The 26,492-nt window shown below is 41.9% G+C and carries 25 protein-coding genes and 1 pseudogene; 12 read left to right on the top strand and 14 right to left on the bottom strand.

What is annotated here, in order from left to right; genetic code table 11:
• Positions 1-143: 143 nt before the first annotated feature.
• A complete protein-coding gene (locus NQT65_RS08085) occupies positions 144-662 on the top strand; it encodes a DUF6795 domain-containing protein (RefSeq protein WP_024032856.1) in 519 nt (172 codons plus the stop codon).
• A gap of 23 nt (positions 663-685) precedes the next feature.
• Complete coding sequence (locus NQT65_RS08080) at positions 686-1,852, top strand: lipase family protein (RefSeq protein WP_064387120.1); 1,167 nt, start codon at positions 686-688, stop codon at positions 1,850-1,852.
• A 14-nt stretch (positions 1,853-1,866) separates the two neighbouring features.
• Here NQT65_RS08080 and soxR read toward each other — a convergent pair whose 3' ends face one another.
• Positions 1,867-2,328, bottom strand: coding sequence for a redox-sensitive transcriptional activator SoxR (soxR, locus tag NQT65_RS08075; protein ID WP_154945733.1), 462 nt, complete (start codon positions 2,326-2,328; stop codon positions 1,867-1,869).
• Positions 2,329-2,405: 77 nt separating this feature from the next.
• Here soxR and NQT65_RS08070 point away from each other — a divergent pair, with 77 nt between their 5' ends.
• The 5 genes from NQT65_RS08070 (at position 2,406) to NQT65_RS08050 (ending at position 6,336) form a co-directional block, all read left to right on the top strand.
• Positions 2,406-2,879 (top strand): flavodoxin family protein, encoded by a 474-nt coding sequence (locus NQT65_RS08070; RefSeq protein WP_256850895.1) that lies wholly within the window; start codon positions 2,406-2,408, stop codon positions 2,877-2,879.
• A 64-nt stretch (positions 2,880-2,943) separates the two neighbouring features.
• Complete coding sequence (locus NQT65_RS08065; RefSeq protein ID WP_256850894.1) at positions 2,944-3,456, top strand: DsrE family protein; 513 nt, start codon at positions 2,944-2,946, stop codon at positions 3,454-3,456.
• Positions 3,456-4,079, top strand: a complete 624-nt coding sequence (locus NQT65_RS08060) for a GDSL-type esterase/lipase family protein (RefSeq protein WP_256850893.1) — start codon at positions 3,456-3,458, stop codon at positions 4,077-4,079. Before NQT65_RS08065 ends, NQT65_RS08060 begins: the two co-directional genes overlap by 1 nt.
• 126 nt (positions 4,080-4,205) lie before the next feature.
• Positions 4,206-5,756: an EAL domain-containing protein gene (locus NQT65_RS08055; RefSeq protein ID WP_256850892.1), complete on the top strand. Its 1,551-nt coding sequence runs from the start codon at positions 4,206-4,208 to the stop codon at positions 5,754-5,756.
• Positions 5,757-5,814: 58 nt separating this feature from the next.
• Entirely contained in the window at positions 5,815-6,336 is a 522-nt protein-coding gene (locus NQT65_RS08050) for a hypothetical protein (RefSeq protein WP_256850891.1), read from the top strand.
• 33 nt (positions 6,337-6,369) lie between these two features.
• Here NQT65_RS08050 and NQT65_RS08045 read toward each other — a convergent pair.
• Positions 6,370-6,627: pseudogene (locus NQT65_RS08045) on the bottom strand (TonB-dependent receptor); the annotation flags it as partial.
• On the opposite strand from NQT65_RS08045, the gene NQT65_RS08040 reads away from it, so the two are divergent.
• Together NQT65_RS08040 and NQT65_RS08035 are read left to right on the top strand one after the other, a co-directional pair.
• Complete coding sequence (locus NQT65_RS08040) at positions 6,569-7,126, top strand: trehalase family glycosidase (RefSeq protein WP_338128530.1); 558 nt, start codon at positions 6,569-6,571, stop codon at positions 7,124-7,126. The pseudogene NQT65_RS08045 and the gene NQT65_RS08040 sit on opposite strands and share 59 nt — an antisense overlap.
• A gap of 172 nt (positions 7,127-7,298) precedes the next feature.
• On the top strand, positions 7,299-7,988 hold the full coding sequence (locus NQT65_RS08035; protein WP_064387111.1) for a response regulator transcription factor: 690 nt from the start codon (positions 7,299-7,301) through the stop codon (positions 7,986-7,988).
• A 130-nt stretch (positions 7,989-8,118) separates the two neighbouring features.
• Here NQT65_RS08035 and NQT65_RS08030 read toward each other — a convergent pair whose 3' ends face one another.
• The 4 genes from NQT65_RS08030 to NQT65_RS08015 are packed head-to-tail and all read right to left on the bottom strand — an operon-like array spanning position 8,119 to position 11,245.
• Complete coding sequence (locus NQT65_RS08030; RefSeq protein WP_004587046.1) at positions 8,119-8,892, bottom strand: CsgG/HfaB family protein; 774 nt, start codon at positions 8,890-8,892, stop codon at positions 8,119-8,121.
• On the bottom strand, positions 8,892-9,317 hold the full coding sequence (locus tag NQT65_RS08025; RefSeq protein WP_004587047.1) for a curli assembly protein CsgF: 426 nt from the start codon (positions 9,315-9,317) through the stop codon (positions 8,892-8,894). Before NQT65_RS08025 ends, NQT65_RS08030 begins: the two co-directional genes overlap by 1 nt.
• A complete protein-coding gene (locus tag NQT65_RS08020; RefSeq protein ID WP_126009353.1) occupies positions 9,307-9,705 on the bottom strand; it encodes a curli production assembly/transport protein CsgE in 399 nt (132 codons plus the stop codon). The genes NQT65_RS08025 and NQT65_RS08020 overlap by 11 nt, the downstream gene beginning before the upstream one ends.
• Positions 9,706-9,742: 37 nt before the next feature.
• Positions 9,743-11,245: a curlin gene (locus tag NQT65_RS08015; protein WP_256850889.1), complete on the bottom strand. Its 1,503-nt coding sequence runs from the start codon at positions 11,243-11,245 to the stop codon at positions 9,743-9,745.
• A 571-nt stretch (positions 11,246-11,816) separates the two neighbouring features.
• On the opposite strand from NQT65_RS08015, the gene NQT65_RS08010 reads away from it, so the two are divergent.
• Positions 11,817-14,318 (top strand): S8 family serine peptidase, encoded by a 2,502-nt coding sequence (locus NQT65_RS08010; protein ID WP_256850888.1) that lies wholly within the window; start codon positions 11,817-11,819, stop codon positions 14,316-14,318.
• A gap of 254 nt (positions 14,319-14,572) precedes the next feature.
• Here the strand turns inward: NQT65_RS08010 and puuE are convergent, their stop codons facing one another.
• Genes puuE through xdhA form a run of 8 tightly spaced genes read right to left on the bottom strand, consistent with a single transcriptional unit; the run spans position 14,573 to position 23,630 of the window.
• Positions 14,573-15,511 (bottom strand): allantoinase PuuE, encoded by a 939-nt coding sequence (puuE, locus tag NQT65_RS08005; protein WP_138611172.1) that lies wholly within the window; start codon positions 15,509-15,511, stop codon positions 14,573-14,575.
• Between the two features lies 1 nt (position 15,512).
• Positions 15,513-16,718: a urate hydroxylase PuuD gene (locus NQT65_RS08000; RefSeq protein ID WP_256850887.1), complete on the bottom strand. Its 1,206-nt coding sequence runs from the start codon at positions 16,716-16,718 to the stop codon at positions 15,513-15,515.
• Between the two features lie 4 nt (positions 16,719-16,722).
• Positions 16,723-18,087: a guanine deaminase gene (gene guaD, locus NQT65_RS07995; protein WP_256850886.1), complete on the bottom strand. Its 1,365-nt coding sequence runs from the start codon at positions 18,085-18,087 to the stop codon at positions 16,723-16,725.
• Between the two features lie 2 nt (positions 18,088-18,089).
• A complete protein-coding gene (uraH, locus tag NQT65_RS07990; RefSeq protein WP_029773019.1) occupies positions 18,090-18,428 on the bottom strand; it encodes a hydroxyisourate hydrolase in 339 nt (112 codons plus the stop codon).
• The gene (gene uraD / locus NQT65_RS07985; protein WP_256850885.1) at positions 18,425-18,925 is read right to left on the bottom strand and encodes a 2-oxo-4-hydroxy-4-carboxy-5-ureidoimidazoline decarboxylase; all 501 of its coding nucleotides are present in this window, start codon (positions 18,923-18,925) and stop codon (positions 18,425-18,427) included. The genes uraH and uraD overlap by 4 nt, the downstream gene beginning before the upstream one ends.
• Positions 18,922-19,812, bottom strand: a complete 891-nt coding sequence (gene xdhC, locus NQT65_RS07980) for a xanthine dehydrogenase accessory protein XdhC (RefSeq protein ID WP_256850884.1) — start codon at positions 19,810-19,812, stop codon at positions 18,922-18,924. Before xdhC ends, uraD begins: the two co-directional genes overlap by 4 nt.
• Entirely contained in the window at positions 19,805-22,144 is a 2,340-nt protein-coding gene (gene xdhB / locus NQT65_RS07975; protein WP_256850883.1) for a xanthine dehydrogenase molybdopterin binding subunit, read from the bottom strand. Before xdhB ends, xdhC begins: the two co-directional genes overlap by 8 nt.
• Entirely contained in the window at positions 22,131-23,630 is a 1,500-nt protein-coding gene (xdhA, locus tag NQT65_RS07970; RefSeq protein WP_256850882.1) for a xanthine dehydrogenase small subunit, read from the bottom strand. Before xdhA ends, xdhB begins: the two co-directional genes overlap by 14 nt.
• Before the next feature lie 200 nt (positions 23,631-23,830).
• On the opposite strand from xdhA, the gene NQT65_RS07965 reads away from it, so the two are divergent.
• Positions 23,831-25,390: an ABC transporter ATP-binding protein gene (locus tag NQT65_RS07965; RefSeq protein WP_256850881.1), complete on the top strand. Its 1,560-nt coding sequence runs from the start codon at positions 23,831-23,833 to the stop codon at positions 25,388-25,390.
• Positions 25,387-26,490, top strand: coding sequence for an ABC transporter permease (locus NQT65_RS07960; RefSeq protein WP_256850880.1), 1,104 nt, complete (start codon positions 25,387-25,389; stop codon positions 26,488-26,490). Before NQT65_RS07965 ends, NQT65_RS07960 begins: the two co-directional genes overlap by 4 nt.
• Positions 26,491-26,492 lie beyond the last annotated feature (2 nt).

Here is a 26,492-nt window from a genome sequence, read left to right as displayed (position 1 = left end):
TAGTGATTGTTTTTTGATTAAAAAACATGCAGTATAATTGTACCTAATTAGACCCCTACTTTTTCAGCATAAATATGGCTGGTGTAATTAATTAGCCATATATATTAAGTAGTTTATAGCTAGGCCTTGGGAGAGAGTTTGCTTTGTTTTTATCGCGCTTAAAAATTTTTGTATTGGTAATAGTCTCTATTGCCGTTGTTTTTTTTACTACATCACAGGCTTGTGCAGATATGTTTGGCTTTTTTAATAAACAAGAATTTTATTTATCGGCTCCAGTAAAAGGGCAGTTATTAGATAATGGGCAGCCAGTTGCAAACACTAAAGTGATGCGCTCACTTACCTATGGCGATGAATACGTTGATGAAACCACAACAGATGAACAGGGTTATTTTACCTTCACAGAAAAAACAATAAAAACAGGTAAACCTTCTAATATGTTTGATAACGACTCGTTGGTTCAACATATTTATTTAGAAAACGGCACGCCAGAAGGGATTGTTTTGTGGTACACACTTGTTTCAATTCATGAAGATAGCGATACACTCAAAGCGCTTCTTGCACACTTAGAGTGTGATATTGGCCAAGAGCCACAAACTTACGATATTCCAATTAAAGAAGATACAAGCCACACTTTTGCGATATACACATCATGTAAACTTTAACTATTTATTTAAAGGGAACTTATATGAATACTTTGACACCCACTCAAGCCGTACAATTAGCAAACCTTGCTTATAAAGCAAAAAGTATTAAAACCACTAATTTACTCAATCGCACACTTCATGCCTCTTTGCGCGACAATTTTAACTTTTCTGTTAACCCTGGCGCAGTACAAGGGGTAACGGGCAGCTTTTTTTCTCATTTATTTAATTTAAGCACGGGCTTTGCTTTAGTAGGGCATGGGCTTGGCGCGTATGAGGGCGATTCGGTTATAACTATTCGGGGGACTAACTCGCTAAGAGATGGATTAACCGATGGGCACTTTGGTGTGAGTGGTGGGTCAAATGGCAGTATGGTGCATGCTGGTTTTAATAAGACTTTTTATAGTATGAAGCCTGCGCTGCAAGAGTTTATAGCAGCGAATATTCAAGATAAAGTAACCGGTTGCGTTCATTTAGTTGGCCACAGCTTGGGTGGTGCGTTAGCGACGCTTTCTGCTGATTGGATCAAAGCTGAGTATTCACTTCCTGTAAAATTATATACGTTTGGTTCGCCACGTGTTGGGCTTGAAAACTTTTCTCGCGCAGCAACATCCAGAATCGATAAAATTTATCGCTGTACACATGGGGCTGACCCAGTGGCTAAAGTGCCTTTATGGCCTTTTTCGCATGCTCCGCACAATGGCCAAGAAATACGTTTAGATAGTGGACAAGGTTTAAAAGGTGCTGCTCATACTCTTGCTGGTACGCCTGGCTACTTAAACACTGCCAATAGCAATAATTGGAACAACTTAACTATACAAGCTAATCACTTTTTAAACATGCCTGTGCGTTTAAAATTTGAAGACAGAAATCAAGCATCATTTACCTCACATTGGGCAGATAAACTAGGTGCTGCATTAATTACCCTTTTAAAAGATGCAGGCTATTACAGCGCAGTTGCTGCCCAAGCAGCTATTGGTACTGGGCTCACTTTTTACGATATGTTGGCGCGAACGCTTGATAAAATAGCTAAAGCGTCAGCCTCGTTTGCAACACAAACCTTAGGTTTACTAGGACATATGTTAGTGTTTGCAGGCAAAGTAATTAGTAAAGCGGTGGAGCTGACTTATAGCTTTATAAAATCTGTTTTCGACTCAACCCTAGGCGCTTTATACAGAGCTGCAAGAGAAGGGCTTAGCGGCCTAGACTAACCTTAATTTAAATCTCAATCTCGCTCTAATAAAATAGCACCACTTTGGTTTTCGCCTAAGTGGTCGTTTTTGTTATACATAGGGCACTTACTCATAGATAAACACCCACAACCAATACAGCCATCTACGCGGTCGCGTAGGCGCTGCATATACGCTATGCGCTCATCAAGCTGTGCTTGCCATTGCTTTGAAAGGGCTGACCAGTCTTTTTGTGTGGGAGTGCGCTGCTCAGGTAATGTGGCCAGGGTGTGTTTAATTTCATCAAGTGTTATTCCCATGGCTTGTGCGGCTTTTATTACCGCTATACGGCGCAGCACATCTTTTTTATAGCGGCGTTGGTTGCCGCTATTTCGCCAACTACGTATGAGTTCTTTTGTTTCGTAAAAGTGTAGGGTTGATACTTTTACGCCGCTGCGCTTAGCGACATAACCTACGGTTAGGTTGGCCTCTGTTAGTTTTTTTTGATCTATTGGCATTGTTTTAAATTTCCGTTTGACCTCAATATAAGTTGAGGTTTTAAGCTTCTGTCAACATTAAAAAAGGAGCTAACTAAATGCAACAAAAACTTAAGCGTAGCACTGTTATTATTTACTCAAGCGCACGTAAAAATGGTAATACGCAGGCACACGTTAACAGCTTTGCTGAGCAAAACGATGTAAGGATAATATGTTTAGATGATTATAAAATAGCGCCGTACTGTTATAACAAAAACTATAAAAGCGATGACTTTTATGCTGTATTTGAAGCACTGTTAAAGTATGACCACTGGGTGTTTGCCTCACCCGTTTATTGGTACAGCACCACAGTACAAATGAAATTATTTATTGATAGAATAACCGATTACATGGACGATGAAGTATTAAAGCCAAAGTTACGAACGCTGCGTAGTAAGCATTTTTCAGTGCTTTCTAATGCGTCATCAAGTGAAGCGCCGGCGTGTTTTGTAGAGCAATTTAAAAATACGTTTAGTTATTTAGGTATGCAGTTTATTAATCATCACCATAAAAGTACCCAAAAGGTTGCTTAAATTGCAGCCTTTTTTGGTTGTCTCTGGTAGTTTAGTAATACGCTTAAAAACACAGGATTGTTTTATGAAATATTTACTAGGGTTAGTGCTGCTTTTTAGCCCGTTTATTAATGCTAATGAGCAACCAATTAACGGGTTTGGTAATTATTATAATGTACCCGTGCATGACAAAATTAATAGCTCTACGGTATTTAAAATAGCATTTGATGTTGCCGATGGTGCTAAAAAAGGCGAGCAAAATAACTCAATAAATTCGTTAGCGCGTTTTATTAATATGCATGTAGCGCATGGTGTAAAGCCTGAAAACATTCAACTTGCATTAGTTGTGCACGGCAGCGCAAGCGTTGATGTGTTAGCTAACAGCGAATATAAAAAGCGCTTTAGTGCTAACAATAAAAACCAAGCCTTAATTAAGCAGCTACTTGCTAATAACACTCAGGTGTATGTGTGTGGGCAATCGGCAACTCACTTTAAAGTAACGCCAGAATTGCTTATTGATGGCTTAAAAATGTCACTGTCAGCAATGACCGCGCACGCACAACTTCAACAACAAGGCTATACGCTCAATCCATTTTAATGACGCAAATAACAAAAAATATACTCTGCTTTGGCGACTCTAATACGTGGGGTTTAAATCCCGAAACAGGTAAGCGCTATGATGAAAAGACCCGTTGGACCGCGCGGTTACAGCAACAGCTAGGCAGCGGCTTTAGCGTAATAGAGTCGGGGCAGCCAAACCGTACGCTTGTGAATAACCCGCCTTTTGCGGGGGAGCTTAATGGTATTCGCTATTTAAAACCCGATTTGCAGCAATACGCTTTACACACGCTCATTATTGCACTTGGCACTAACGATTTAAAAAAGCGTTTTAACTTAGCCCCAACAGATATAGCCACCGGCCTTACGCATTTTATTGGCTCTATTAAACAATTTTACTCGCCTGCTAACTTACCGAACATAATTGTTATTGGTCCTTTATTTATTAACCCTCAGCATGGGTTAAGCCGTATTTATTTAAACTGTAATCACAAGTTAATGCCCTTAAACGCTCTCTTTAAACGTGTAGCACATGAGCACGCGCTTAATTACGTTGATATATCACACCTTAACGCCCCCCTAGGGAGTGATGGTATACATTTAAATAGCCAAGGCCATAAGCAGCTTAGCGATATACTCAGACACCTGGTTTTGCAATTATAATGCAAACAAATCAATAAATTAAAAACGTAATTTGCTTTAATTATTTTACAAGCTTGATTGCTTTTATGCCCAGATATGCAATTATTATTGCACCTGACTCACACACAGCTTCTTTAAAAAGGTGTTATGAAACAATATCAACGTAGGTCTTTAATTGCAGTATTAAGCGGTGTCGTGGTTTTTATTATATGTGCTAGCACACTGATGTACTTTGCTGCACAAAAGCTAAGTAGGCAGTTAGCGCGAGATTCAAATTATATTGTTCAACACATAGATGCAGCCGCAACAGAACGTAGAAAAATTTTAACCCGCCTAAATAACGCAAACGCTAAACAATGTAATAACAATACATTGATAGAAATGCGCCGCGCGTTGTTTGATGCACAATACGTGATAGATATTGGCTTTTTTACAAATAATGAACTGGTTTGCACCACCGGTGCAGGAAAGCTGGCAGCTACAATTACCGATAATCCTCCCGACTACATTCGAATTGATAAATACGATAATAAACCTGTGCGCGTAAGGTACGAACCACAATTGTATTTGCTTTTGTTTAGTGGCCGTGCAATGGAAGTGATAATTGTAAGGCAAGGTAGTTACAATTTAATAGTCGATACGCGCGCTTTTAACGATAAAGTAATTGTATCGACCAAATGGGAAGTACTTTATAAAAACACGCACGAGACGTTTCATTTAGCGGGGGCTAAAGGGGTTTATGAGCAGGTAAAAAATAACGCATTTTTACCTTATGAATCAATTATTAAATGCAGTACTAATAACCCAGGCTACTGCGCAGCCGCACAACTACCGTGGAGCCAATTTTTTGCTGATAATCAATTTTTATTGATTATTTCGCTTATTTTAATTTCGTTAGCGGGTGTATCAAGTGGACTGTTAATTGACTATAGCTTAGCGGCTAGGCGCTCAACTATCACGCGTGTGCGCAAAGGCCTTAAAAAAGGCTCATTTTATTGGACCTACCAACCCATTATTTGTTTGCAAACAGGTAAAGTGGTTGGCTGTGAGGCGTTGGCCCGTTTTGAAGATAAATACGGCGTTTTATTTCCTGATCAATTTATTCCTATTATCAGAAAAACCAATTTAACGTGGCGCTTTACCCAAGCCATGATTGAAAAAGTACTTTATGAGCTAACCACCGTTGAGGTATTACCGCGCAATTTTAAAATTTCTATTAATATTTTTCCCTACGATGTAGAAACAGGCAATATTGCGCTTTTAAAAGACATACCGGCACTCACCGATTCGCGCTTTATTATTTGTTTAGAAATAACAGAAGACGAATACTTAGACTCAACAGTTGCCCATGCCCACTTTAAAAGGCTGGTTGAGGCGGGCTTTAATTTATCGATAGATGATTTTGGTACGGGTTACTCTAACTTAAAAAATCTACAAAACTTGAGCTTTCATCAACTTAAAATTGACCGCACCTTTGTACAAGACATAACAACACAAGGCTTAAAGGCCTCAATGATCCCCAATATTATGGCGTTGGTACGTAAGTTTAACTACACCTGTGTAGCAGAAGGCATAGAAACTAATGAGCAAGAAGCCATACTAAAACAAGCTGGCGTACATTATGGCCAAGGCTGGAAATACGCCAAGCCCATGGCACTTCGAGAGTTTAAAGCGTATTTAAAATTGCAAACGGTTTAAACCTGTTTTACCTCATACACGTATTAGTATGATATTTATAACAGTGTAAGGTTTTAAAATGATTAAAATAATAGCCAGCGCATTTGTGGTGTTAATGCTTAGTGCGTGCTCAGCTCAATATCCAAATCAGCAAATTACCGGTAAGCAGTTTCCTACCATTAGCGGCCAAAGCCTAGATGAGAAAAGCGTAACCATACCGAGTGATTTTAAAGCCGATAAAACCTTGTTACTCATTGGCTATAAACAAGATAGCCAATTTGACATAGACCGTTGGTTAGTTGGCTTAGACATGACAGGAGTTACATTACCCACTTACGAACTGCCTACCATAGCAGGTATGGCTCCACGTATGTTTAGTACATTTATAGACAGCGGTATGCGCAAGGGTATACCTAAAGAGCTGTGGGGCGGGGTAATCACTATTTATGAAGATGGTGAAGCTGTGCAAAAATTTACAGGTAATAAAAACCCAAACAATACTCGCGTTGTTTTAATAGATAGCAAAGGTAAAATTTTACATTTTTACGATAGGGGCTTTTCGGTAAAGGCGCTTAATAAACTAAACGAAAAAATAAAATAAAGGGAGCCAAGCTCCCTTTAGTATTAAGTGTGTTTAAAACGCATAACTTACACTAAAGCGCGTAGTGCGTGGCATAATATAGCGGCCATTTGGGGCATCGGCATTACGTGGGTCGCCCTCTGTTATACCTTGCTCATCCGTTAAGTTATCAATGGCCAGTTGTAGTTTTATGCCTTCCATAGGTTCTAAAATTAAACCTAAGTCTACTTTTTCGTAGCCATCAAGAGTAACCGTGTTTTCGTTGTTACCAAAGCGGTCATCAACAGCCGACAGTGTGCCATATAACGCAGCAGCTCGCCGCACACTGATTAATAAATACATGTGGAGTGAGCAACAACACTTTTTTGTTGATTATAATCATCATAAAGCGAGTCAATCTAAGGTGTTAAGCGCTGCCGCAAGTACTGCATTATTTTTTAACTTAGCGTCTGAGCAACAAGCTCAACATATTGCCGAGCGACTAAGCCGCGACTTTTTAAAGGCCGGTGGCATAGTTACTACCGTTACCTCTACATCACAGCAATGGGATAGCCCTAATGGGTGGGCTCCGCTGCAGTGGTTTGCTGTTAAAGGGCTTAATAATTACGGTTTTAGTGATCTTAGTAAACGTATAATGAAAAACTGGTTAACAATGGTAGAAAACGACTTTTCTGTTAATCAGTGCCTACTAGAAAAATACAATGCGTGCGTGCCTCAATTAAAAGCAGGGGGCGGAGAATACGTAGTACAGCAAGGTTTTGGCTGGACTAACGGGGTTACCTCACGCTTTTATACGTTATGTGAGGACTGATCAGAGCAGTGTTTTATATGAAAATAATTCATTCATTATCATTAAGTTATTGTAACTATTAACTAAATATAATTGGTGATTGTTTTATGCCGTGTATGAATAATACCAAGGGCGCATTGTAAGTTGTTAATAAATTCGGTAATGTGGTGTAAACATTTCAAGGAAGAAATCTATGCTACAACCACACGCCGTTTTTGTAAAAACCACGTTTCAATCTTCTTTTCACTGTGAAAGCTACACAACTATATTAAAAACCATGCAAGCCATTTTTGGCGATATTAAAATGGACGACGTGATCCCTAAAAATGAGAAAAGGGACAAGTTTGATTTATTTTTAATTGATGGCGCTAAAAATAACTGGTTAGATTTACTGCCTGCCGACTTAATTTGCCTCGCTAAAAAGCATAAAGTTGTCTTATTTAATGTAGAGCCCAATGCCGTGTGCGAAAAAAACCTACTGTTAAATCATTTCAATGGTGTGTTTTATAAATCAGATGCACCAGAAACTATTTTTAAAGGGCTAGTTAGAATAACCGCAGGCGAGTTATGGTTTACGCGAAAGGTTATATCAAAAGCGTTTTCAGATATTCTCTCGGTTGCCTCTTCGTTTAATAGCCTACAAGAAGATATCACCCTAAAAAAAGGGGATTATGCGCACCTTACTAAACGTGAAAAATCGGTTATTCACTTAATTGCTCAAGGGGCGAGCAATAACGCCATTGCCGATAAACTTAATATAAGCGACCACACCGTTAAAACGCATTTGTACAGTGCCTTTAAAAAAACCAATTCTCGTAACCGTGTTGAATTAGCAAATTGGGCTCAGCGTTACATATCGGTTTTATTACCTATGGCTAAGTAGTTATAGCAATTTTTTAAAACACGATTGTTGTATACACTCATATAAAAAAGGCTACATCATGTAGCCTTTTTAGTTTTTAAATTATAGCCTTATACCAATTCGCTTAATCAAGTGTTATTGCGCATTGGTATTACGCTGCTTTTTGTGCCCACAACCCTCTATCAATTCCTTTTGTAATTAAGTCTGTGAGTGCTTTTTCAATGGCTTGGGTTACACATATGCTCATCGGTTCGTTATCACTAAAGCCGGCTTCCGCTTCGGCTAAGCGTTTGTAGCTTACGTACCTAAAAAACCCTGCACGCATTTCTTGGCTAAGTACTTTTTTGCTGGTGGCTACGCTAAGTAATACTTGGCCGGTGCGAACATCAACTGCGCGTAAATATATAGATATTGCATCTTCACGGTATAACTCAGATGCGCCAATACCAAAGTATTCCATTCCTAAACCGCCTGTTTTTACATTAGTATCGTAGCTAATAATACCGCCTTCTAAAATTATTTTAGCGGTTGTTAGGGGCGGTAAATCTGGTTGGTTAGGGTTGTCAGATTGGCCTGCACGAATAATTTTTCGCTCTGTTAAAATATTTTGTAAGCCTTCGCGTTCAACCGGTGTAAACCAATCAGACTCGTGCAGTGCTTGCACTAAAATAGAGTTAGCGCCTTGCGTTACTGCAGTTGAAAACGAGCTAACATTAGTTTGCGGTTTGTATTGGCCTGTTTGATCTCTAAACGAATACACAGACACAGGGATACTGCCTACGGGTTTAGGTAAGTTCTTTAAATCACTAAATATTTCAGTGGGTTCTAATGTGGTGGCGACTTGCTGTGAGGGAGGGATTAAGTTTCCCATACTTGAGCAACCAGTTATGGCTAATAGAGTTATTGTTATGAGTATTTTGCGCATTATCCAAACCTCGGAACTTCGATTATCACGACAGAGTCATCTAATATATTGGTTATTTTTACTGTAATAGTGTCGGTTGTGCTGGTGATGACTTCTATTTGATAATCGCCACTCATAAATATTGAGTCTTGGTCAAACAGGCTGTCTTCAATTTCTTCGCCAAACGCCATATCGGTAATTTCTCTTACCATGCGGTTTAAATACGTGCGCTCTAATGAGTCTTGAAATTGCTCTGCGTAGCCTTTTTCGATGGTTGGGGCTTTGTGTTTGTTTTGCGCTTGCGCTTTACTAAGCAGCATAGTGGCATTGAGTGGGTTACCACCAAAGCTTGGGTTGATTGGGGTATAAATTATTTCAGTTGCCGAGGCTGAAAAACTAAGTGTTGTTATTATTATAAGTGCTATTTTTTTCATTTTACCATCCATTTACTGCCATATCGGGTGACGATGTTGCCATATTTGAGCGTGCCATCGCGTCTATTACAGTGTAAACAGCTTGCTCAACGCGTTCGTCGAGGGGCGCTAATCTACGTCCTAAATAGGTTACATACACGAGTTGGTTATTCATAATTAGCGAAAGCTTTGTGCCAGCTTTTGGTATTACTGTTTCTCTTATTTCTATATTAAAACCAGCGGTTGAAGGGAGATCTCGCCAGTAATTTGAAAACTCGTAATAAAATTGATGGCCAAAACGACTAATGCTTCTATCAAGCAGTAAGCCATCTATTTCTAGTTCTTGCGCAGCATTGCTTAGCGAAGAAAAAAACAGAAAAAAACTCAGTAGGTAGTAACGTAAGTGAATATTTTTTTTCATAATAAAATGGGGAGGGTTAACCTCCCCACCTCAATAATTACATTTGCGTAATTGTTGCTGTATTGCCATCACCAATTTGCGTAACAGAAACCGTGCTGTCGTAGCCAATTACTGAGCCTTCAACAAGGTTATCGTTACCTACTTGAGTAACTGTAAACGATACGTTTTCACCGCCCACTAAAAAGGCTGACTGCTCAACGCCGCTTACCCAGTTACCTTCACCTTCTTGTGAAATATCAATACTGTGGCTACTACCTTCAACCATCATATCGACTAGGTTTAACATGCCATCTTGCGCAATATCGATTTGGTTATCGTTACTATCTAAAATACCTGCAAGCGTAATAACTGCCTCGTTTTGAGCACCACTTTGGGCAATATCAATATCGTTATTGTTTGATGTAAGCGATACATCAGGGTACGACGATTGCACCAGCATGACGTTTTCATCACCAGATTGAACTAAATCAACATCGTTATCTGTGCCGTTAAAGTTAGCAAGGTGAACAGAGTTTAAGTCGCCAACTTGAGTGGTTGAAAACTCATTATAAGAGCCAATTACACCCATGTAAGATTCGTTAAAGTCACCGTTTTGTAGTGAAGTTAGTTCGTTGTTATCGCCAATTAAATCGGCTGTCATTAAGTTTTCAGCGCCAACTTGCGTTGCTGCCACTTCGTTATTTGCACCTTCAAATAAGTTTGATTCAATTGTATTTAATGAACCTTCTTGATCTAAATCTATTTGGTTATCATCGCCAACAACAGCTGCAAACGTTACTGCATTTGTTAAGCCATCTTGCTCAATTTCAATTTCATTTGCATCACCAGAAATTGAACTAAATGCTACAGCGTTACGGTCGCCGTTTTGTTCAACATCAAGTTCGTTGTCGTTACCTTGTAAGCTGCTTACTTTAAAGGTATCCCAGTAGCCGTCTTGAACTAAATCAAGTGTGTTTTCATCGCCTGAAAGCATAGTGATTTCTGCTTCATGCCATTCACCCTGTTGTAAAGACATGATTTCATTTGCATTACCTTGCATATCCATGTTGTAGAACCAGTGGCCGCCGCTACCTTGCTCTACATCAATAAGGTTGTCATCACCGGTTACGATGTTAATCGCTTCGTTATTTACGAAAAAGCCTTGGCCAAATTGGCTAACAAATAACATGTTGTTGTTACCTGTTACCTCAGAAATAAACCCATTAGCAACGCCATCTTGCGAGTACACTTGCGTGTTGTTATCGCCAGTTGTTGTTACTTCGGCATAATTACCAAATTGGCTTTGCACAACTTCAGTGTCGTTATTGTTACCTGTGGTGGTCACAAGCATGGTGTTGCTGTCGCCTTCTTGATAAAGAAACGCGTTATTTTCATTTGAAGTTTGGCTGAGGGTTAAGCTGTTTTCTAGACTCTCTGTAGATACCTGTGTACTTAGTTGCGAGCTAGACACTGACTTGTTTTGTGTATCTGCGTGTGAGGCAAAGCTGGTACCGACTGCTAATGCAACAGCGTAGCTTAAAAGTGTTTTATTCAACTTCATTATTATTCTCCTTGAAATAGTAAAATCAAATACCTTAAGTGTTATAAATGTTAATAAGATATTTTCGCTCAGCATGCCGTGCTGAAATAATGGTGTGATCCACTGTTAATTTGATTTTGTAAATCGTTTGTTATTACAAATGCTAAGTTTAAGCCTGTCATTTTTATTAAACATAAAGTGGCTAAACTTTTTTGTAAGAACACCTTCACTGTATTCTCCCCGGCGAAGGACTTAAATCATCTTTTTTTACCAATTTTATTTTTCATGTATTTCATAGATTTATAAAAAAGTATCTATATAGGAACAAAACTAGGAAGGAAAACTAGTAAAAATGTTTGGTCCTTAAAAAGGTAAAAATGGCAGGCGGTATTTCATAAAAATGACTGTGTTGTATGTTTTTTTGTTAATCAGTCTGGTTAAAAATGTTGATTTTTAGTTGTTTGTTATTTTTTGACTTGTGTAAATCCATATTTATTAGTTTTCTAGTTCTATGCCACGTGATCCTCTTGTATTTGAAGTTGTAAGTAAACTTACTTAGTACGGCTAAGTTAAACCAACTATGGATAGAACAATGAAAACAAAATTATCTATTATCACTCTTGCTTTACTCCCGTGTTTAGCTGCTGCAAAACTACCTGATGCAGGTGTTAAACACCCTGTTGTAGCAAGTAGTGATGCAGTAATTGTTAAATACAAAAAAAATGCATCAGCACAAATGCGTAAACAAGCGCGTTCGTTAGTTAAAGCAAAAATTTCAGATGTAAACGCTGATGAAATTGATGATAACTATAAGTCTTTACTTTCTGGGCGGTTAGCTAAGTTTAAAATTTCGGGCATGAGTACTAAAGAAGCCATTGCACGCTTAAAATCTCACCAAGCGATTGAATACGTTGAGCCTGATTACCAAGTAAGCATTGCTCAAACGCCTGATGATCCGCGCTTTGATGAGTTGTGGGGTTTAAATAACGACGGCCAAACAGGCGGTACTGCCGATGCTGATATTGATGCAGTAGAAGCATGGGATATTTCGACAGGTAGCCGCGATGTTGTGGTAGGTGTAATTGATACCGGTATTGACTATAGCCACAGCGATTTAGCTAGCAATATGTGGGTTAATAGCAGTGAAGTGCCTGGAGATGGCATCGATAATGACGGTAACGGCTTTGTAGATGACGTGCACGGTATTAATGCAATTACCAACAGTGGTGACCCTATGGATGATGAAGGCCATGGTACTCACGTATCGGGCACCATAGGCGCAAGCGGTAATAACGCAACAGGTGTTGTAGGCGTTAACCACGAAGTATCGCTGGTAGGGTGTAAATTTTTAGATGCTGCAGGTAATGGCTCAACATCAGATGCAATTAAGTGTATTGATTACATGGTAGGACTTAAAAATGCCGGCGTTAACTTACGTGTATTAAATAATAGCTGGGGCGGTGGCGGTTATAGCCAAGCATTAGCCGATGCAATTGCCTCAAGCGAAGCAGCCGATTTACTGTTTGTAGCGGCAGCGGGCAACGACACCATAGATAACGATGTAAACCCGCATTATCCTTCTAACTACGAAAACGCAAGCGTGTTATCTGTAGCAAGTACGGATCAAACCGATAATATTTCGTGGTTTTCGCATTATGGTTTAACCAGCGTTGATATGGGCGCCCCTGGTAGCGCAATTTTATCTACTACACCAGGTGAGAGCTATGCGTCTTACTCTGGCACATCAATGGCGACTCCTCATGTAGCTGGCGCTGCAGCGTTAGTGCTATCTATTAACCCAGAACTTAACACCCAAGAGCTTAAAGAATTACTAATGAGTTCTGGCGATGCAAACGCTGCACTGCAAGGTGTAACGGTGGCAGGTACGCGTCTTAATGTTAACCAAGCACTTATTGATGCAGATCCTACACCTGGCTTTAAAATTTCAGCCGATCCACTTACGCAACAAATTGTAGCGGGCCAAGCTACAAATTACACATTTACCATTGGCTCAATTGCCCAGTGGGATGAAGAAGTAACGCTTGAACTATCATCGACATTAAGCGGCGCTTATTTGTCGGCTAGCACAGCTCGCCCTGGTGATGAAGTAATGCTTAACGTTGAAACCGACACTGATACACAGTGGGGTGAATACGAGCTAACCGTTACTGCAACAGCGGATGAAATTGTTAAACAGCAGTCAGTTAAATTAATGATTCAACCGGTAGGCCTAAACGACTTTACCTACAGCAGTAATGCAAGTGTTGATATTCCTGATAACTCGCCAGTGGGCGCCGTATCAGTAATTAATGTGCCTGATGATTTAACTGTGTTTGGTACAACAGCGGATGTTGATATTACGCATACTTACTCAGGCGACTTAGTGGTTAAGCTAGTATCAGCACAAGGCACGCAAGTAACGTTACAAAGCAACGTAGGTGGTTCAAGCGACGACATAGTGAGAAGCTTTACGTCTGAGTCATTTAATGGTGAAGTGGCAACAGGTGATTGGACGCTACACGTTGAAGATACCGCAGCAGCCGATACGGGTACCATTAATACTTGGTCTCTTACATTAAGCGCTATTGGTGAAGTTAGCCCACAACCACCGCGTGCGGGTTTTGATGTAGAAACACAAGGTTTAACCGTTAACTTTACTGATTCAAGTACGGATGCAAATAACGATATTACACAGTGGAGCTGGGAGTTTGGTGATGGTGCAACATCATCTGATCAAAACCCAATGCATGTCTATGCAGCCTCTGGTAATTATGATGTTGTACTAACCGTAACTGACAGCGAAGGCAATACAAGCACGTCAACGCAAACGGTTGTAGTAAGTGATGTAGAGCTTGAGCTTACCCTTAAACGCGCTAATAAATCTCGTCTTGATACTATGCGTGTAGATTTAAGTTGGGAACGTGTTGGCGCTGAGTCATTAAGCGTATACCGTAACGGTGAGCTGGTTGATACCACATCAGACAACGGCCGTTACCGCGACTACGTACGTGGTGCTACATTACCATCGTACGATTACCAATTATGTGTAACTGAAAATGTATGTTCTAACATCATTACGGTGTCATTTAATTAACTACTCCTAAAGTGACCTTAAGCCCAGCACTGCTGGGCTTTTTTTGTTTTACGATAAATCTAATAAGCTCTTAGAGTTTAGTTTTAACGGCTCACATCTAGGCTTTTTTATACCAATGCGCATAATTAAATGATCTATTTTGAGGATGGATAAACGTGTTGATAGCAAGGCAAAAAATTCACTATTTAGTTGTTCTAAGTGAGAATTTTTTAACGCAGATAGCGACACGTTTAGCCCCTAAAAATGATTAAGTACTATTGCGGATTGGTATTATACGGATGAGTTTTAAGCCAGTGCTCGGCGATTTGCTCGCGCGTGGCAAACCAAACTTGCTCATGCGATTTAGCATATTCTAAAAACCGTGCAAGGGCTTTAATGCGCCCAGGGCGGCCAATTAAGCGACAATGCAGCCCTATCGACATCATTTTTGGGGCGTTTTCACCTTGTGGGTCGCCTTCTTCATAAAGCGTATCAAACGCATCTTTTAAATAATTATAAAACTGATCGCCGGCATTAAAGCCTTGCACTGCAGCAAAGCGCATGTCGTTTACATCAAGCGTGTAGGGCACTATTAACTGTGGCTTACCTTCTTTAATACTGTAAAAGGGTAAGTCGTCGCTGTAATCGTCGGCATCATATAAAAACGAGCCATTTTCTACCACAAGGGCTGCCGTGTTAGGGCTTGTGCGCCCGGTGTACCAGCCTGAGGGCTTTTTACCAGTAAGCGTTTGAATGATTTCAATGGCCTTTTGCATGTGCTCGCGCTCGGTTTGTTTATCTATATGTTGATAATTAATCCAGCGCAGGCCGTGGCTTGCAATTTCGTGCCCAGCTTCAACAAAGGCTTTAGCTACATCGGGGTGGCGCTCAAGGGCCATTGCCACAGCAAATATGGTGACCGGTATATCGTATTTTTTAAAGAGTTTAAGTAAGCGCCACACGCCTGCGCGCGAGCCATATTCGTAAATAGACTCCATGCTTATGTGGCGGTCTTCTACATGGGGAGCGCTGACTATTTCAGATAAAAACGTTTCGGCTGCTGCATCACCATGCAGTACACAGTTTTCACCGCCTTCTTCGTAATTTAATACTACTTGCACGGCTATACGGGCTTTATTAGGCCAATTGGCATGCGGAGTGTGTGCACCATAACCAATTAAATCGCGCGGGTAATGTTTAAATTGCTCGCTCATGTTACTGCTCCTTTTTTACTGCGCTAAGCCAAGTGCCAAGCAATTCGCGCTCTGCATCAGTCATTTTGGTTATATTTGCCAATGGCATATCTTTGGTAATAACGGCGCGAGTATGAATAAGTGCACTGGCTTTTTTTACATCAGCAAGTGAGTCGAGCTTAAAGCCGAGCGGCGCGGTTTGAAAAAGCTTTGAGGTAGGGGTTTCACTGTGGCACTGTGTACAGTGCTTATTAATAATATCCCACGCTTGTGCATCGCTTATACTTGCTTGTAGCTCATTATTCGCGTTTACAGAGCTACTTGGCCACGGTGCTATGGATAGCATTAACGCAAAAAACGCGGCAATACCGCTTATTAGCACTGAAGGCTTATTAACACCTTGGTGCTTTAAATTAAAAAAGTGGCGTATCCACATACCAATAATAAAAAAGGCAATAAGCACTAACCAACCAAACTCATGGCTATAGGTATACGAAAAATGGTTACTTAGCATAATAAATATAACTGGTAGGGTGGCGTAGTTATTATGTACTGAGCACTGCTTTGCTTTTAAGCCCGGCGCTGAATCAGGAATGCGCCCAGCTTCTACTTCGCTTACCATGTATCGCTGTGCAGGCATAATAATGTGATATACATTACCGGCCATACAGGTACCAATTAATGCACCAACATGAATATACACTGCGCGGTCACTAAATAGCTGATCAACCCCATACGTCCATAACGCTAAAAAGCCTACACCTAGGGCAATAAACGCCTTGCCGTTTTCAACAAGCGGGCTTTTACACAATAACCGATAAACACCATAACCTAAGCCTATAAAACCAAGTGATGCACCAATAGCTGCAAACTTACTGAGCTCACTTTTACTGGCATCAAGTAAATACACATCTGCGCCCACATAATATAACAGCGTAAATAACAGCGCGCCGCTGATCCAGGTTGTGTAGGCCTCCCATTTAAACCAATGTAGGGTAGAGGGCATTTGCTCTGGGCCATTTTGATACTTAGCCACTTCGTAAAAGCCGCCGCCATGAATAGCCCATAAATCGCCTTTTATGCCTTTATCTTGTTTCCATTGTGGCGGTGTTTGTAAGTTATTATCAAGCCACACAAAATAAAATGAGGCGCCTATCCACGCTATACCTGCTACCACGTGAAAGTATCTAAACACCAAATGAGCAAGCTCAAATAAATAGTTTTCCATCGGGTTATGCCTCTTCTAAATCGGGTGTGGGTGTGGCTGCAAACTGGGCTTGTTGGTCGCGTTTATACACGCTTTTACCCATAATGTAGGTTTGTTCAATACAGCGGTCGTCGCCTAGCATCATCATGGCAAAAAGCTGTTCGTGAAGGGTTTTGGCATGGCCAATTCTGAACTTTAAAAACGAGGTGGCCGCGTAATCCATTACAATAAAGTCGGCCTCACAGCCTACATTAAAGTTACCTATGGTGTTCTCTAAATCAAGGGCACGTGCGCCGCCTAGGGTGGCTAAATAAAACCCTTTAAATGCTGAGAACTTTTGACCTTGTAATTGCTGAATTTTGTACGCTTCGTTACCTGTTTGTAGCATAGAAAAACTTGTGCCTGCGCCTACATCGGTACCCATACCCACATTTATTCCATGCTCTTCACATCTCTTTAAATTTAAAAGGCCCGAGCCTAAAAATAAGTTAGAGGTAGGGCAGTGCGATATAGCCGCGTTGTTATCGGCAAGGCAGCAAAGCTCACGTTCAGATAAATGAATACTATGAGCAAATACCGAGCGTTTACGCACCATTTTAGCTTGCTCGTACACGCTAAGGTAATCATCAGCCTCTGGGAATAACCCTTTTACCCATTCGCACTCGTCTTTGTTTTCAGATAAGTGGGTATGCAGGTAGGTGTCGGGGTATTCTTCTAATAATTGAGTACATTTTTGTAGTTGCTCAGGGGTTGATGTAGGCGCAAAACGTGGCGTTACTGCATAGCTTAATCTATCCACATTATGCCATTTTTCTATCAGTGCTTTTGATTGATCGTAACTGGTTTGCGCGCAATCTGATAAGTCATCTGGGCAGTTTCTGTCCATCATTACCTTACCGGCAATCATACGTAAATTACGTTTTTGAGATTCGTTAAAAAACGCATCTACCGATTGCGGGTGCACAGTGCCAAATACCAACGCGGTAGTGGTGCCATTACGCAGTAGCTCATCTAAAAAGCGATTAGATATGTCTTTTGAATAATGCTCACAGGTAAACTTTTTTTCAGTGGGGAAGGCGTATTCGGTAAGCCAACTTAAAAGCTGCTCGCCATACGCGCCGACCATTTCGGTTTGCGGCAAATGTATGTGCGTGTCTATCATGCCGGGCATTACTAATTTACCATCGTGGCGAATAATAGTGGCTGACTTATCAATGTTTGGCAGTATGTCTTGCTCGTAACCAAGGTTAACCACTTTGCCGCTTTGAATAACTAACGCGCCTTTTTCAAAATAGCGATGGGCGCTTTCGCCTGCTATGGCGGGGTCGTCAACAAAATCGAGTATGTTGGCACAAATTACGGTCATTTTATTATTGTTGTGGGTGCTCATAATTAGCTGCCTCTGTACGTTGAGTAGCCAAATGGGCTAAGCAATAACGGAATATGATGGTGTTTTTGATCTTGTAATCTAAAGGTAATTTGCGCCTCTGGGTAAAACGCAGGTGTTTCTTGGTTTTCATAATAGCTGTCTAAGTCAAAAACCAGTTTATAGGTTGCAAATTCTACGTCTGTGTTGAGCCAGTCGGTAATTCGCCCGTCGCTATTTGTTTTACCTTGAGCTATTAATTGCCACTCGTTATTAGTGAGTAAAAACAATTGTACAGCTACATTTTCAGCCGGTTTGCCTGTGCTGGTATCTAAAATATGGGTAGTGATAGGGCTTTTATTCATAGCAATGACTCCAATCTTATTTTTGTTATTTTGGCTTGTTCGCCCGCGGCTATATTAAGCTCTGTGCTGCGGGTGTTGTGTATGCGCTGCTCAATAAGTTCAAGCATTTGCTCAGCACTTTTACCACTGGCACACACAATAAATATAAAGCCAAATTTACTGAGGTATTCTTTATTTAGCGCAATCATTTTTTTAAGGGTTTGCTCGTTTGCTTTACTCATGCCTGATTGTTCGTGCCCCGCTTTTTGCGCTGTAGCGGCGTACTTTTTACTTAATGTTGATAAATCGCCTATTTGCGGGTGGCCTTCAAAAGCGGCTAAATAATCGCTTTCGCCTAGGCTATCCCATACGCTTTGAGCGCTGTTAAATAAGTGATCTTTATTTTCAAATGGCATGATATTTAGCATACCGCTTACCCAGTTAGGGGCGGCGCAACAATGTTCTAATGCTTGATGCGCTTGCGCTGCATTTAGGTCGTTAATTTTTAAGCTACTCATGCGTTTTCTTCCTCGTGCGTGGTGCTAATTAGGGCATTTTTAAGTGCACGCCATTGCAAACCTTGGCGTTTGGGCGCATGGTCTTGCATAGCCTGATAAAGGCCAATTAACTGCCCACTAATTGATATTGCCACTTCCATAGGGAGCTTGCCCGTTACATTTTCAAGCCCTACAGGGCAGGTCATTTGCTTTATTTGCTCGGTGGTAAAATCGCGATGGGCTAAGCGCTGTTTAAAGCGTTTTGCTTTAGTATCTGAGCCAATTACACCAAGCCAATTAGCATCAGCGCGTTTAATAATGGCTTGTGTAAGTGCAAAGTCGAGCTGGTGGTTATGGGTTAATATTAAGTAATTATTAGCCTTTGGCGCGCGTTTAACTTGCTCTGTTGGTTCTTCATCAACCACTTTTATTACGTTATTAGGAATAACTTGCGGGAATACATCGGCGCGGCTATCTATCCAGCGTATGCGCATAGGTAATTGCGCCAATATACCAATAAGCGCCTGTGCTACATGGCCTGCGCCGTATATGTCGAGGGTAAAGCGCTCGCATTGCATGCACTCAAGCATAACGGTGGCAGCTCCCCCGCAGCATTGGCCTAAATTTGCGCCTAGGTTAAATTGCTCTATCACTTGGGCGGCCTCGCCTTTGGCAAGTAGCTCGCGTGCTTTTTCTATTACTACGTATTCAAGGTGTCCACCGCCAAGGGTGTCGTAAATATGCTCGCCGCTTATTACCATTTTAGAGCCTGTGCCACGTGGGGTTGAGCCATTAGTTCCAAGCACTGTCGCAATAACATAGTTAGTGCCGCTTTGTTCGTGCTCGTTTATAGCTTGCGCCCAGTTTTGCGTATGAAAACCCTGAAACGACTCATTTAAATTAGCCATGTTGCTGCTCCTTAAACCAGCTAGCGGTTTGCTCAATTGCATTTAATACACGCTCAGGTGTGGCAGGTGTATCAAGTGGGGCGGTGTATTTGTAATCGGCCACACTGCTTATAGCATTACGAATAGCACTCCACACACTAAAGGCCAACATAAACGGCGGCTCGCCAACCGCTTTTGATCTAAATACCGTGGTTTCTGGGTTGGCCGAGTTATATAAATTTACATTAAATTCGGCAGGGGTATCGCCAATTGCAGGAATTTTATAGTTAGCAGGGCCAAAGCTTGCAAGCTGGCCTTTATCATTCCATTGTAAGTCTTCGGTGGTAAGCCAGCCCATACCTTGCACAAAGGCACCTTCAATTTGGCCTATATCAAGTGCAGGGTTAATTGAGCTGCCCACATCGTGCAGTATATCCACGCGGGTTACGGTGTTTTCGCCTGTCAGCGTATCTACTTCTACTTCACTGAGCGCTACGCCGTGTGCGTAGTAAAAAAATGGCCGGCCTTCGCCTTTCGCTCTATCGTAATGAATTTTAGGCGTGGCGTAATAACCGGTTGATGAAAGCGATATACGGTTCATGTAAGCAAGGTTTACAAGTTCGCTAAAGCTAATTTCGCCTTTACTAAAGGTAATGAGGTTATCTTTAAATACAATACTTTGGCTGTCTACTTCAAAATGCTTACTTATAAAGTTTATTAAACGCTCTTTTATGGTATTTACCGCGTTTAGCGCCGCCATGCCGTTTAGGTCAGTCCCGCTTGATGCGGCAGTTGGCGAGGTGTTTGGTACTTTGTCGGTACGAGTAGCGCTTATGCTTACTGCGTCAAAATCAACGCCAAAGCCATGGGCTACTATTTGCGCTATTTTTGTATTAAGCCCTTGGCCCATTTCGGTGCCGCCATGGTTTAAATGAATTGATCCATCGCTATATACATGCACTAATGCTCCCGCCTGGTTTAAGTGTTGTACGGTAAACGATATACCGTATTTTACCGGCGTCATTGCAAGGCCTTTTTTTATAATAGGCGATGATGCGTTAAAGGCTTTAATTGCCTTTTTTCGCGCCCAGTAATCACCCGACTCCTCAAGCTGGCTTATCATATCTTTTAAAATATGCTGCTCTACTGTTTGATGATACGGGGTGGTGTCGCGGCCTTTTTTGTATAAATTAAGTTTTCGGATCTCAAGCGGATCTTTACCTAACTTAGCGGCTATGTCGTCCATTATTAGCTCGCCCATGATCATGCCTTGCGGGCCACCAAATCCTCTAAATGCAGTGTGGCTTACGGTGTTTACTTTACAGCGATTCCCTTTAATGGTGGCAGCTGGGTAGTAATACGCGTTATCGACATGAAACATTGCGCGGTCGACAATGGCATCAGATAAATCAGGCGAATAACCACAAAACCCATTTACGGTTACATCAGCGCCTTCAATCAGGCCATTTTCGTCAAACCCTACATGGTATTGATTATAAAATGGATGGCGTTTACCGGTAAGTTTAAAGTCGTCGCTGCGGGCTAGGCGCATTTTAACGGCGCAGCCAAGGTAGTAAACTGCAAGCGCTGCAAGGCAAGCCCACGGTGCGCCTTGGGTTTCTTTACCGCCAAAGGCTCCGCCCATGCGGCGGGTTTCTACGTTTACAAAGCTAAATGGCTTTTTTAAAATTTTAGCAACTAAGTGCTGCACCTCTGTTGGGTGCTGTGTAGAACATTGCACATGAATCCCGCCATCGTTGTCGGGTTGAGCAAGTGCTATTTGCCCCTCAAGGTAAAAGTGTTCTTGCCCGCCTATGTGTATTTCGCCTTTAAGCTGGTGGGCTGCATTATTAATGGCTTGCTCGCTATTACCGCGGTTAAGTGAATGCGGCGGCCTTACCCAGTGCTCTTTTTTAATCGCTTCTTTAATATCAAGTATGGGGGTGGTTTGCTCGCATTCTATAACCACTAAGCGAGCAGCGCGGCGCGCAATGGCGTAGCTTTTGGCAACCACTACTAGCACAGGTTGCCCGTGATATTGAATTTCGTGATTGGTTAATAGCACATCGCCAGGGAATACTGGGCCAATATCAAGCTTACCGGGTACATCATCAGCCGATAAAATACGTTTAACGCCTGCCACTTCAAGCGCTTTACTTGTATCTATTGATTTAATAAAGCCGCTGGTAATAGGCGCAAGCACAGGGTAGGCGTGCAAGCAGCCATGGGGCTCTGGGTTATCGTCGGCGTAGTTTGCATTGCCACATACTTGCTTTATTGCGCTTTCGTGATACTTAGATTGGCCAACACTTCCACCTTGGGCTTTTAGTTTATCCATTTCAAAGTGACGCATGTGAAATCCTCGTAATGGCAATGTTGTTATTATTTTTACTGCTTGGCTGTGCACCGCAAAACTCAATACCAATACGCTGTAGCAAGTTTTTGCTTACCGTAGTGCGGTAATGCGCGCTGCTGCGTACATCGCTCATGGGAGCAAAGTCATCATTTATAGCACTAGCGGCATCTATAAACGTGCTTACTTGCAAGGGTTGAGCATTAAGCTTTTGCTCTATGTGCGCGGCGCGTTTGGGTATTGCGGCCATGCCGCCCATGGCGCAGCGGGCATTGCTAATTACGCCTTGTGCTTGCTCTATAGCCAGCACTAAACACACAGTAGATATATCATCTTCAAAGCGTTTTGAAATTTTATGACACGCAAGCTTTAACGAGTCTGGGCGTTTAGGTACGGTAATTTTGCTAATGACTTCATTGCTTTTAATGACTGTCTTTTTGTAATCAACAAAGTAGTCGGCCACGTTTATTGTACGTGTGCCTGCTGCGCTTAATAAATCTAGAGTGGCATTAAGTGCAATGAGTAAAGGGGCTGGATCGCCGATTGGAGAGGCGTTTCCTATGCTGCCACCTAAGGTGCCACTGTTACGTACTTGGTTAGAGCCAAGGCGTTCAAACAGCTCCTTAGACTCTGGGTAGTAATCGTAAAAAGCGTCTACAAACTGGCTGTAAGGGAGTGCTGCACCAATATGTAGCTCGCCGCTGTTATCGGTTAAAGTGCACAGCTCACTGGTTTGGCTAAGCGATATAATAATATCGGGCAATAGCATGTTTTGGCTAAGCTCAATGGCAAAGTCGGTGCCACCAGCAACCAAGTGAGCCTGCGGGTAACGCGCTTTAAGCTCAACAAGTTGCGCTGCACTTTGCGGTAAATAAAACGTACGAGCGCCATTTTTTAAACAAGGAATGTCATCACCTATATTTAGTGATGCCTTAAATTGTGCCGCCATGGCAGAGTAAGGCTCATTTTTACGCTCGTAGCTATAAGCTTTTTCAACTGCAAGTAAAATAGGGCTGTAACCCGTACAACGACATAAATTACCCCCTAGCGCATGAATAGCGGCTTTTTTACCTGGGTAACTCGGGTTATTAATATAAAGCGCCAACATGCTCATTATTATACCAGGGGTACAAAAACCACATTGCGAACCATGGCACTCAACCAACGCGCGTTGCACTGGGTGTAAATCGTTAAGTGTAGGGTAAAGCCCAGTTGTTACAGCCTCTACGGTTACTATGTGTTTTGCGTGTGCATTACCTAATAAAAGCAGGCAGCTATTCATGGTTTTATAGTGCCAAACTGGCTCACCGTTTGAATTTAGTTTTTCTTCGCCAACTAAAATTGTGCATGCGCCACAATCGCCTGTTGCACACCCTTCTTTGGTGCCCATTTTCCCTTTTTTGGTGCGAAGCCAGTCCAAAATGGTGAGATTCGGCGCGCATTCTTCTACTTCTATTGGCGTGTCATTTAATAAAAACGTAATCACACAGACCCCCTTAACTTTTATAAAGCCCTGATATGTAAAGGCTTGGCGTATATTTTTTCTTGTTGTTTTTAAGCAGGTAAGAAAAAAACTTTTTCATCTTGGTAAGTTAATTGCAGATACCATGCCATTGTTGACCGCTTGGTCAGCTAAGTTTTTAGGCTAGCTTATTTAACCAACAAGCACAAAGAAAGGTTTAAATAATGGACAATAAATACCGCCTTACTATGCAGGGAATGACAAAGCAGTACCCCGGATGTATAGCCAACGACGGCGTAACAATAAAAATAAAACATGGTGAGGTACATGCTCTGCTTGGTGAAAACGGCGCGGGTAAAAGTACGTTAATGAAAATGCTTTACGGTGTAGTTAAACCTGACCAAGGGGACATGTTTTTTAACGGTCGTAAAATGGACATAAAAGAACCCGCCGATGCCCGCGAATTAGGCATAGGTATGGTGTTTCAGCATTTTTCGTTATTTGAAACCCTAACAGTTGCGCAAAATATCGCGTTAGCGCTGGGCGATTTAGCAGGGCATAGCAGCACACTTGCCAGCAGAATTAGTAAAACATCGGCTAGGTACGGCATGCCGCTGGACCCGCATAGGTTAGTGTCTACGCTTTCAACGGGCGAGCGCCAACGAGTAGAAATAGTCAGGTGTTTATTATTAGATATTCAACTGCTTATTTTAGATGAACCCACCTCGGTACTCACTCCGCAAGAAGTAGACGCACTGTTTAAGACCCTGCATTCGCTTAAAAAAGAAGGCTGCTCGGTGCTGTTTATTAGCCATAAGTTGCATGAAGTTATTGCGCTTTGCGACAGCGCCACTATTTTGCGCGCCGGCAAGGTAAGTGGGCATTGCATTCCTAAAAACGAAACCAGCGAATCAATAGCTCGCTTAATGGTAGGCGACAGCACACCAATAAGTAACCAAACACGCAGAGCGACTGGTACAGGTGATTTTTTAACAGTCGATAACTTATCAACCAGTGCGCAGGCGTTATTTGATATTGCGCTTAAAAATGTGAACTTTGCTGTACAACAAGGGGAAATAGTCGGTATTGCAGGGGTTGCCGGTAATGGGCAAGAAGAGCTATTAAAAGCGCTTTCGGGAGAGGAGCCACAAAAAAATAGCAATGCAATAAAATTTAAAAATACCGCTGTTGATGCGTTATGCCCTCTAAAAAGGCGCAGGCTTGGGCTTGCATGCGTACCCGAGGACAGGCTAGGGCGCGGCGCAGTACCCGATATGGATTTAGCGCAGAATGCACTTCTTACCAGTTTTGATAGTGGTTTAGTTAAAAAAGGCTTTTTAGTAAAACAAAAAATTAGCCAACTCGCCGACAAAATCATTAAAAAATACAAGGTTAAAACACCAAGTTTTCGTACTCACGCAGCAAGCCTTTCGGGCGGCAATTTGCAAAAGTTTATTATTGGCCGAGAGGTTGAGCAAAACCCACAATTGCTGGTTATGTCGCACCCTACTTGGGGTGTAGATATTGGCGCGCAAGTTGCCATTCACGAGGCAATTTTAACGCTGCGCGACGAAGGCTGTGCAGTACTGGTTATTTCAGAAGATTTAGACGAGCTCTATAAAATTTGTGACCGTATTGGCGCAATTTGCGATGGCAAACTATCGCCTATTTTAAATACCGACTGTGTACCACTTGTGCAATTAGGGCAGTGGATGGCGGGCGATTTTAATCACGACACTAAAAGCAACACAGCAAAAATAACACCGCAAGGAGCGCTGGCATGATAAAGCTTGAACCCCGCGTAGAGCGCTCAAACACATGGAGTTATCTCTCTCCTGTTTTAGCCATTTTACTCACTTTAATAACAGGTTATGTGGTGTTTGCCTTATTAGGGCACGACCCGATTAATGCCTTATATACCTTACTCATAGCGCCTATTTCTGACTGGTACGGCGTTACCGAGCTATTAGTAATGACCATTCCAATTTTATTATGTGCCTATGGTTTAGCGCTGTGTTACAGAGCGGCGGTGTGGAATATAGGTGCTGAAGGGCAGCTACTTATTGGCGGCGTATGCGCCAGTGCCGTAGCTGTTAACTTTGTTGACTCTACAAGTGCCTTTGCATTAGGGCTTACATTACTTGCAGGTATTGCCGGTGGCATGCTGTGGGCAGGCATAGCCGCGTTTATGAAATTACGTTTAAACACCAACGAAATTTTAGTCACCATTATGCTCAATTACATTGCCGTTAATGTGTTGCTGTGGTCAGTACACGGGCCATTAAAAGACCCATACGGTTATAACTTTCCTGAAAGCGCCTTATTTGGCGATAGCACCTTACTACCGGTTTTATTTGAGGGTACTCGCCTTCATTTAGGGCTTGCATTTGCGCTATTAGCGCTGTGTGCCACATGGGTGTTTATTAGTAAAACCTTTGTGGGTTTTCAAATACAAGTACTTGGGCTTGATGCATCGGCGGCCAAAATGGCGGGCTATAAACGTGCGCTTTTAATTGCTGGTGTATTGGTAATAAGTGGCGGGTTAGCTGGGCTTGCAGGGGCTGGCGAGGTGGCTGGGCCTATAGGGCAATTAGTGCCGCAAATATCACCCGGTTATGGTTATGCCGCAATTATTGTGGCTTTTTTAGGGCGCTTACATCCGCTTGGGATCACCTTAGCAGGGCTGTTAATGGGGCTTATTTATATGGGCGGCGAAATGGCGCAAATAGAAATTGGCCTACCCAATGCCATTACCGGCATTTTTCAGGGCTTAATGCTGTTTTATTTACTCTCGTGCGATGTGCTTATTGGTTATCGCATTAAATTGTTACTGCCATTTAAACAACAAAAAACGCAGCTAACACCCATCGCACAGGAATCTTAAAC

Source organism: Pseudoalteromonas agarivorans (genome assembly GCF_024518735.1).
Taxonomy (GTDB): Bacteria; Pseudomonadota; Gammaproteobacteria; order Enterobacterales; family Alteromonadaceae; genus Pseudoalteromonas; species Pseudoalteromonas atlantica.
The sequence above is the reverse complement of the archived record's forward strand: the minus strand, read 5'-3'. Positions and strand labels throughout refer to the sequence as shown.

Bases quoted from the DNA above. Each gene is read 5' to 3' on its own strand.
- NQT65_RS07960 (WP_256850880.1), top strand. From the start codon at position 25,387: ATGATAAAGCTTGAACCCCGCGTAGAGCGCTCAAACACATGGAGTTAT.
- NQT65_RS08035 (WP_064387111.1), top strand. From the start codon at position 7,299: ATGCTACAACCACACGCCGTTTTTGTAAAAACCACGTTTCAATCTTCT.
- xdhB (WP_256850883.1), bottom strand. From the start codon at position 22,144: ATGCGTCACTTTGAAATGGATAAACTAAAAGCCCAAGGTGGAAGTGTT.
- NQT65_RS08050 (WP_256850891.1), top strand. From the start codon at position 5,815: ATGATTAAAATAATAGCCAGCGCATTTGTGGTGTTAATGCTTAGTGCG.
- NQT65_RS08030 (WP_004587046.1), bottom strand. From the start codon at position 8,892: ATGCGCAAAATACTCATAACAATAACTCTATTAGCCATAACTGGTTGC.
- soxR (WP_154945733.1), bottom strand. From the start codon at position 2,328: ATGCCAATAGATCAAAAAAAACTAACAGAGGCCAACCTAACCGTAGGT.
- uraD (WP_256850885.1), bottom strand. From the start codon at position 18,925: ATGAGTAGCTTAAAAATTAACGACCTAAATGCAGCGCAAGCGCATCAA.
- NQT65_RS08015 (WP_256850889.1), bottom strand. From the start codon at position 11,245: ATGAAGTTGAATAAAACACTTTTAAGCTACGCTGTTGCATTAGCAGTC.
- NQT65_RS08025 (WP_004587047.1), bottom strand. From the start codon at position 9,317: ATGGATGGTAAAATGAAAAAAATAGCACTTATAATAATAACAACACTT.
- guaD (WP_256850886.1), bottom strand. From the start codon at position 18,087: ATGAGCACCCACAACAATAATAAAATGACCGTAATTTGTGCCAACATA.
- NQT65_RS08010 (WP_256850888.1), top strand. From the start codon at position 11,817: ATGAAAACAAAATTATCTATTATCACTCTTGCTTTACTCCCGTGTTTA.
- NQT65_RS08080 (WP_064387120.1), top strand. From the start codon at position 686: ATGAATACTTTGACACCCACTCAAGCCGTACAATTAGCAAACCTTGCT.
- NQT65_RS08060 (WP_256850893.1), top strand. From the start codon at position 3,456: ATGACGCAAATAACAAAAAATATACTCTGCTTTGGCGACTCTAATACG.
- NQT65_RS08055 (WP_256850892.1), top strand. From the start codon at position 4,206: ATGAAACAATATCAACGTAGGTCTTTAATTGCAGTATTAAGCGGTGTC.
- NQT65_RS08065 (WP_256850894.1), top strand. From the start codon at position 2,944: ATGAAATATTTACTAGGGTTAGTGCTGCTTTTTAGCCCGTTTATTAAT.
- NQT65_RS08020 (WP_126009353.1), bottom strand. From the start codon at position 9,705: ATGAAAAAAAATATTCACTTACGTTACTACCTACTGAGTTTTTTTCTG.
- NQT65_RS08070 (WP_256850895.1), top strand. From the start codon at position 2,406: ATGCAACAAAAACTTAAGCGTAGCACTGTTATTATTTACTCAAGCGCA.
- uraH (WP_029773019.1), bottom strand. From the start codon at position 18,428: ATGAATAAAAGCCCTATCACTACCCATATTTTAGATACCAGCACAGGC.
- NQT65_RS07965 (WP_256850881.1), top strand. From the start codon at position 23,831: ATGGACAATAAATACCGCCTTACTATGCAGGGAATGACAAAGCAGTAC.
- puuE (WP_138611172.1), bottom strand. From the start codon at position 15,511: ATGAGCGAGCAATTTAAACATTACCCGCGCGATTTAATTGGTTATGGT.
- xdhC (WP_256850884.1), bottom strand. From the start codon at position 19,812: ATGGCTAATTTAAATGAGTCGTTTCAGGGTTTTCATACGCAAAACTGG.
- NQT65_RS08000 (WP_256850887.1), bottom strand. From the start codon at position 16,718: ATGGAAAACTATTTATTTGAGCTTGCTCATTTGGTGTTTAGATACTTT.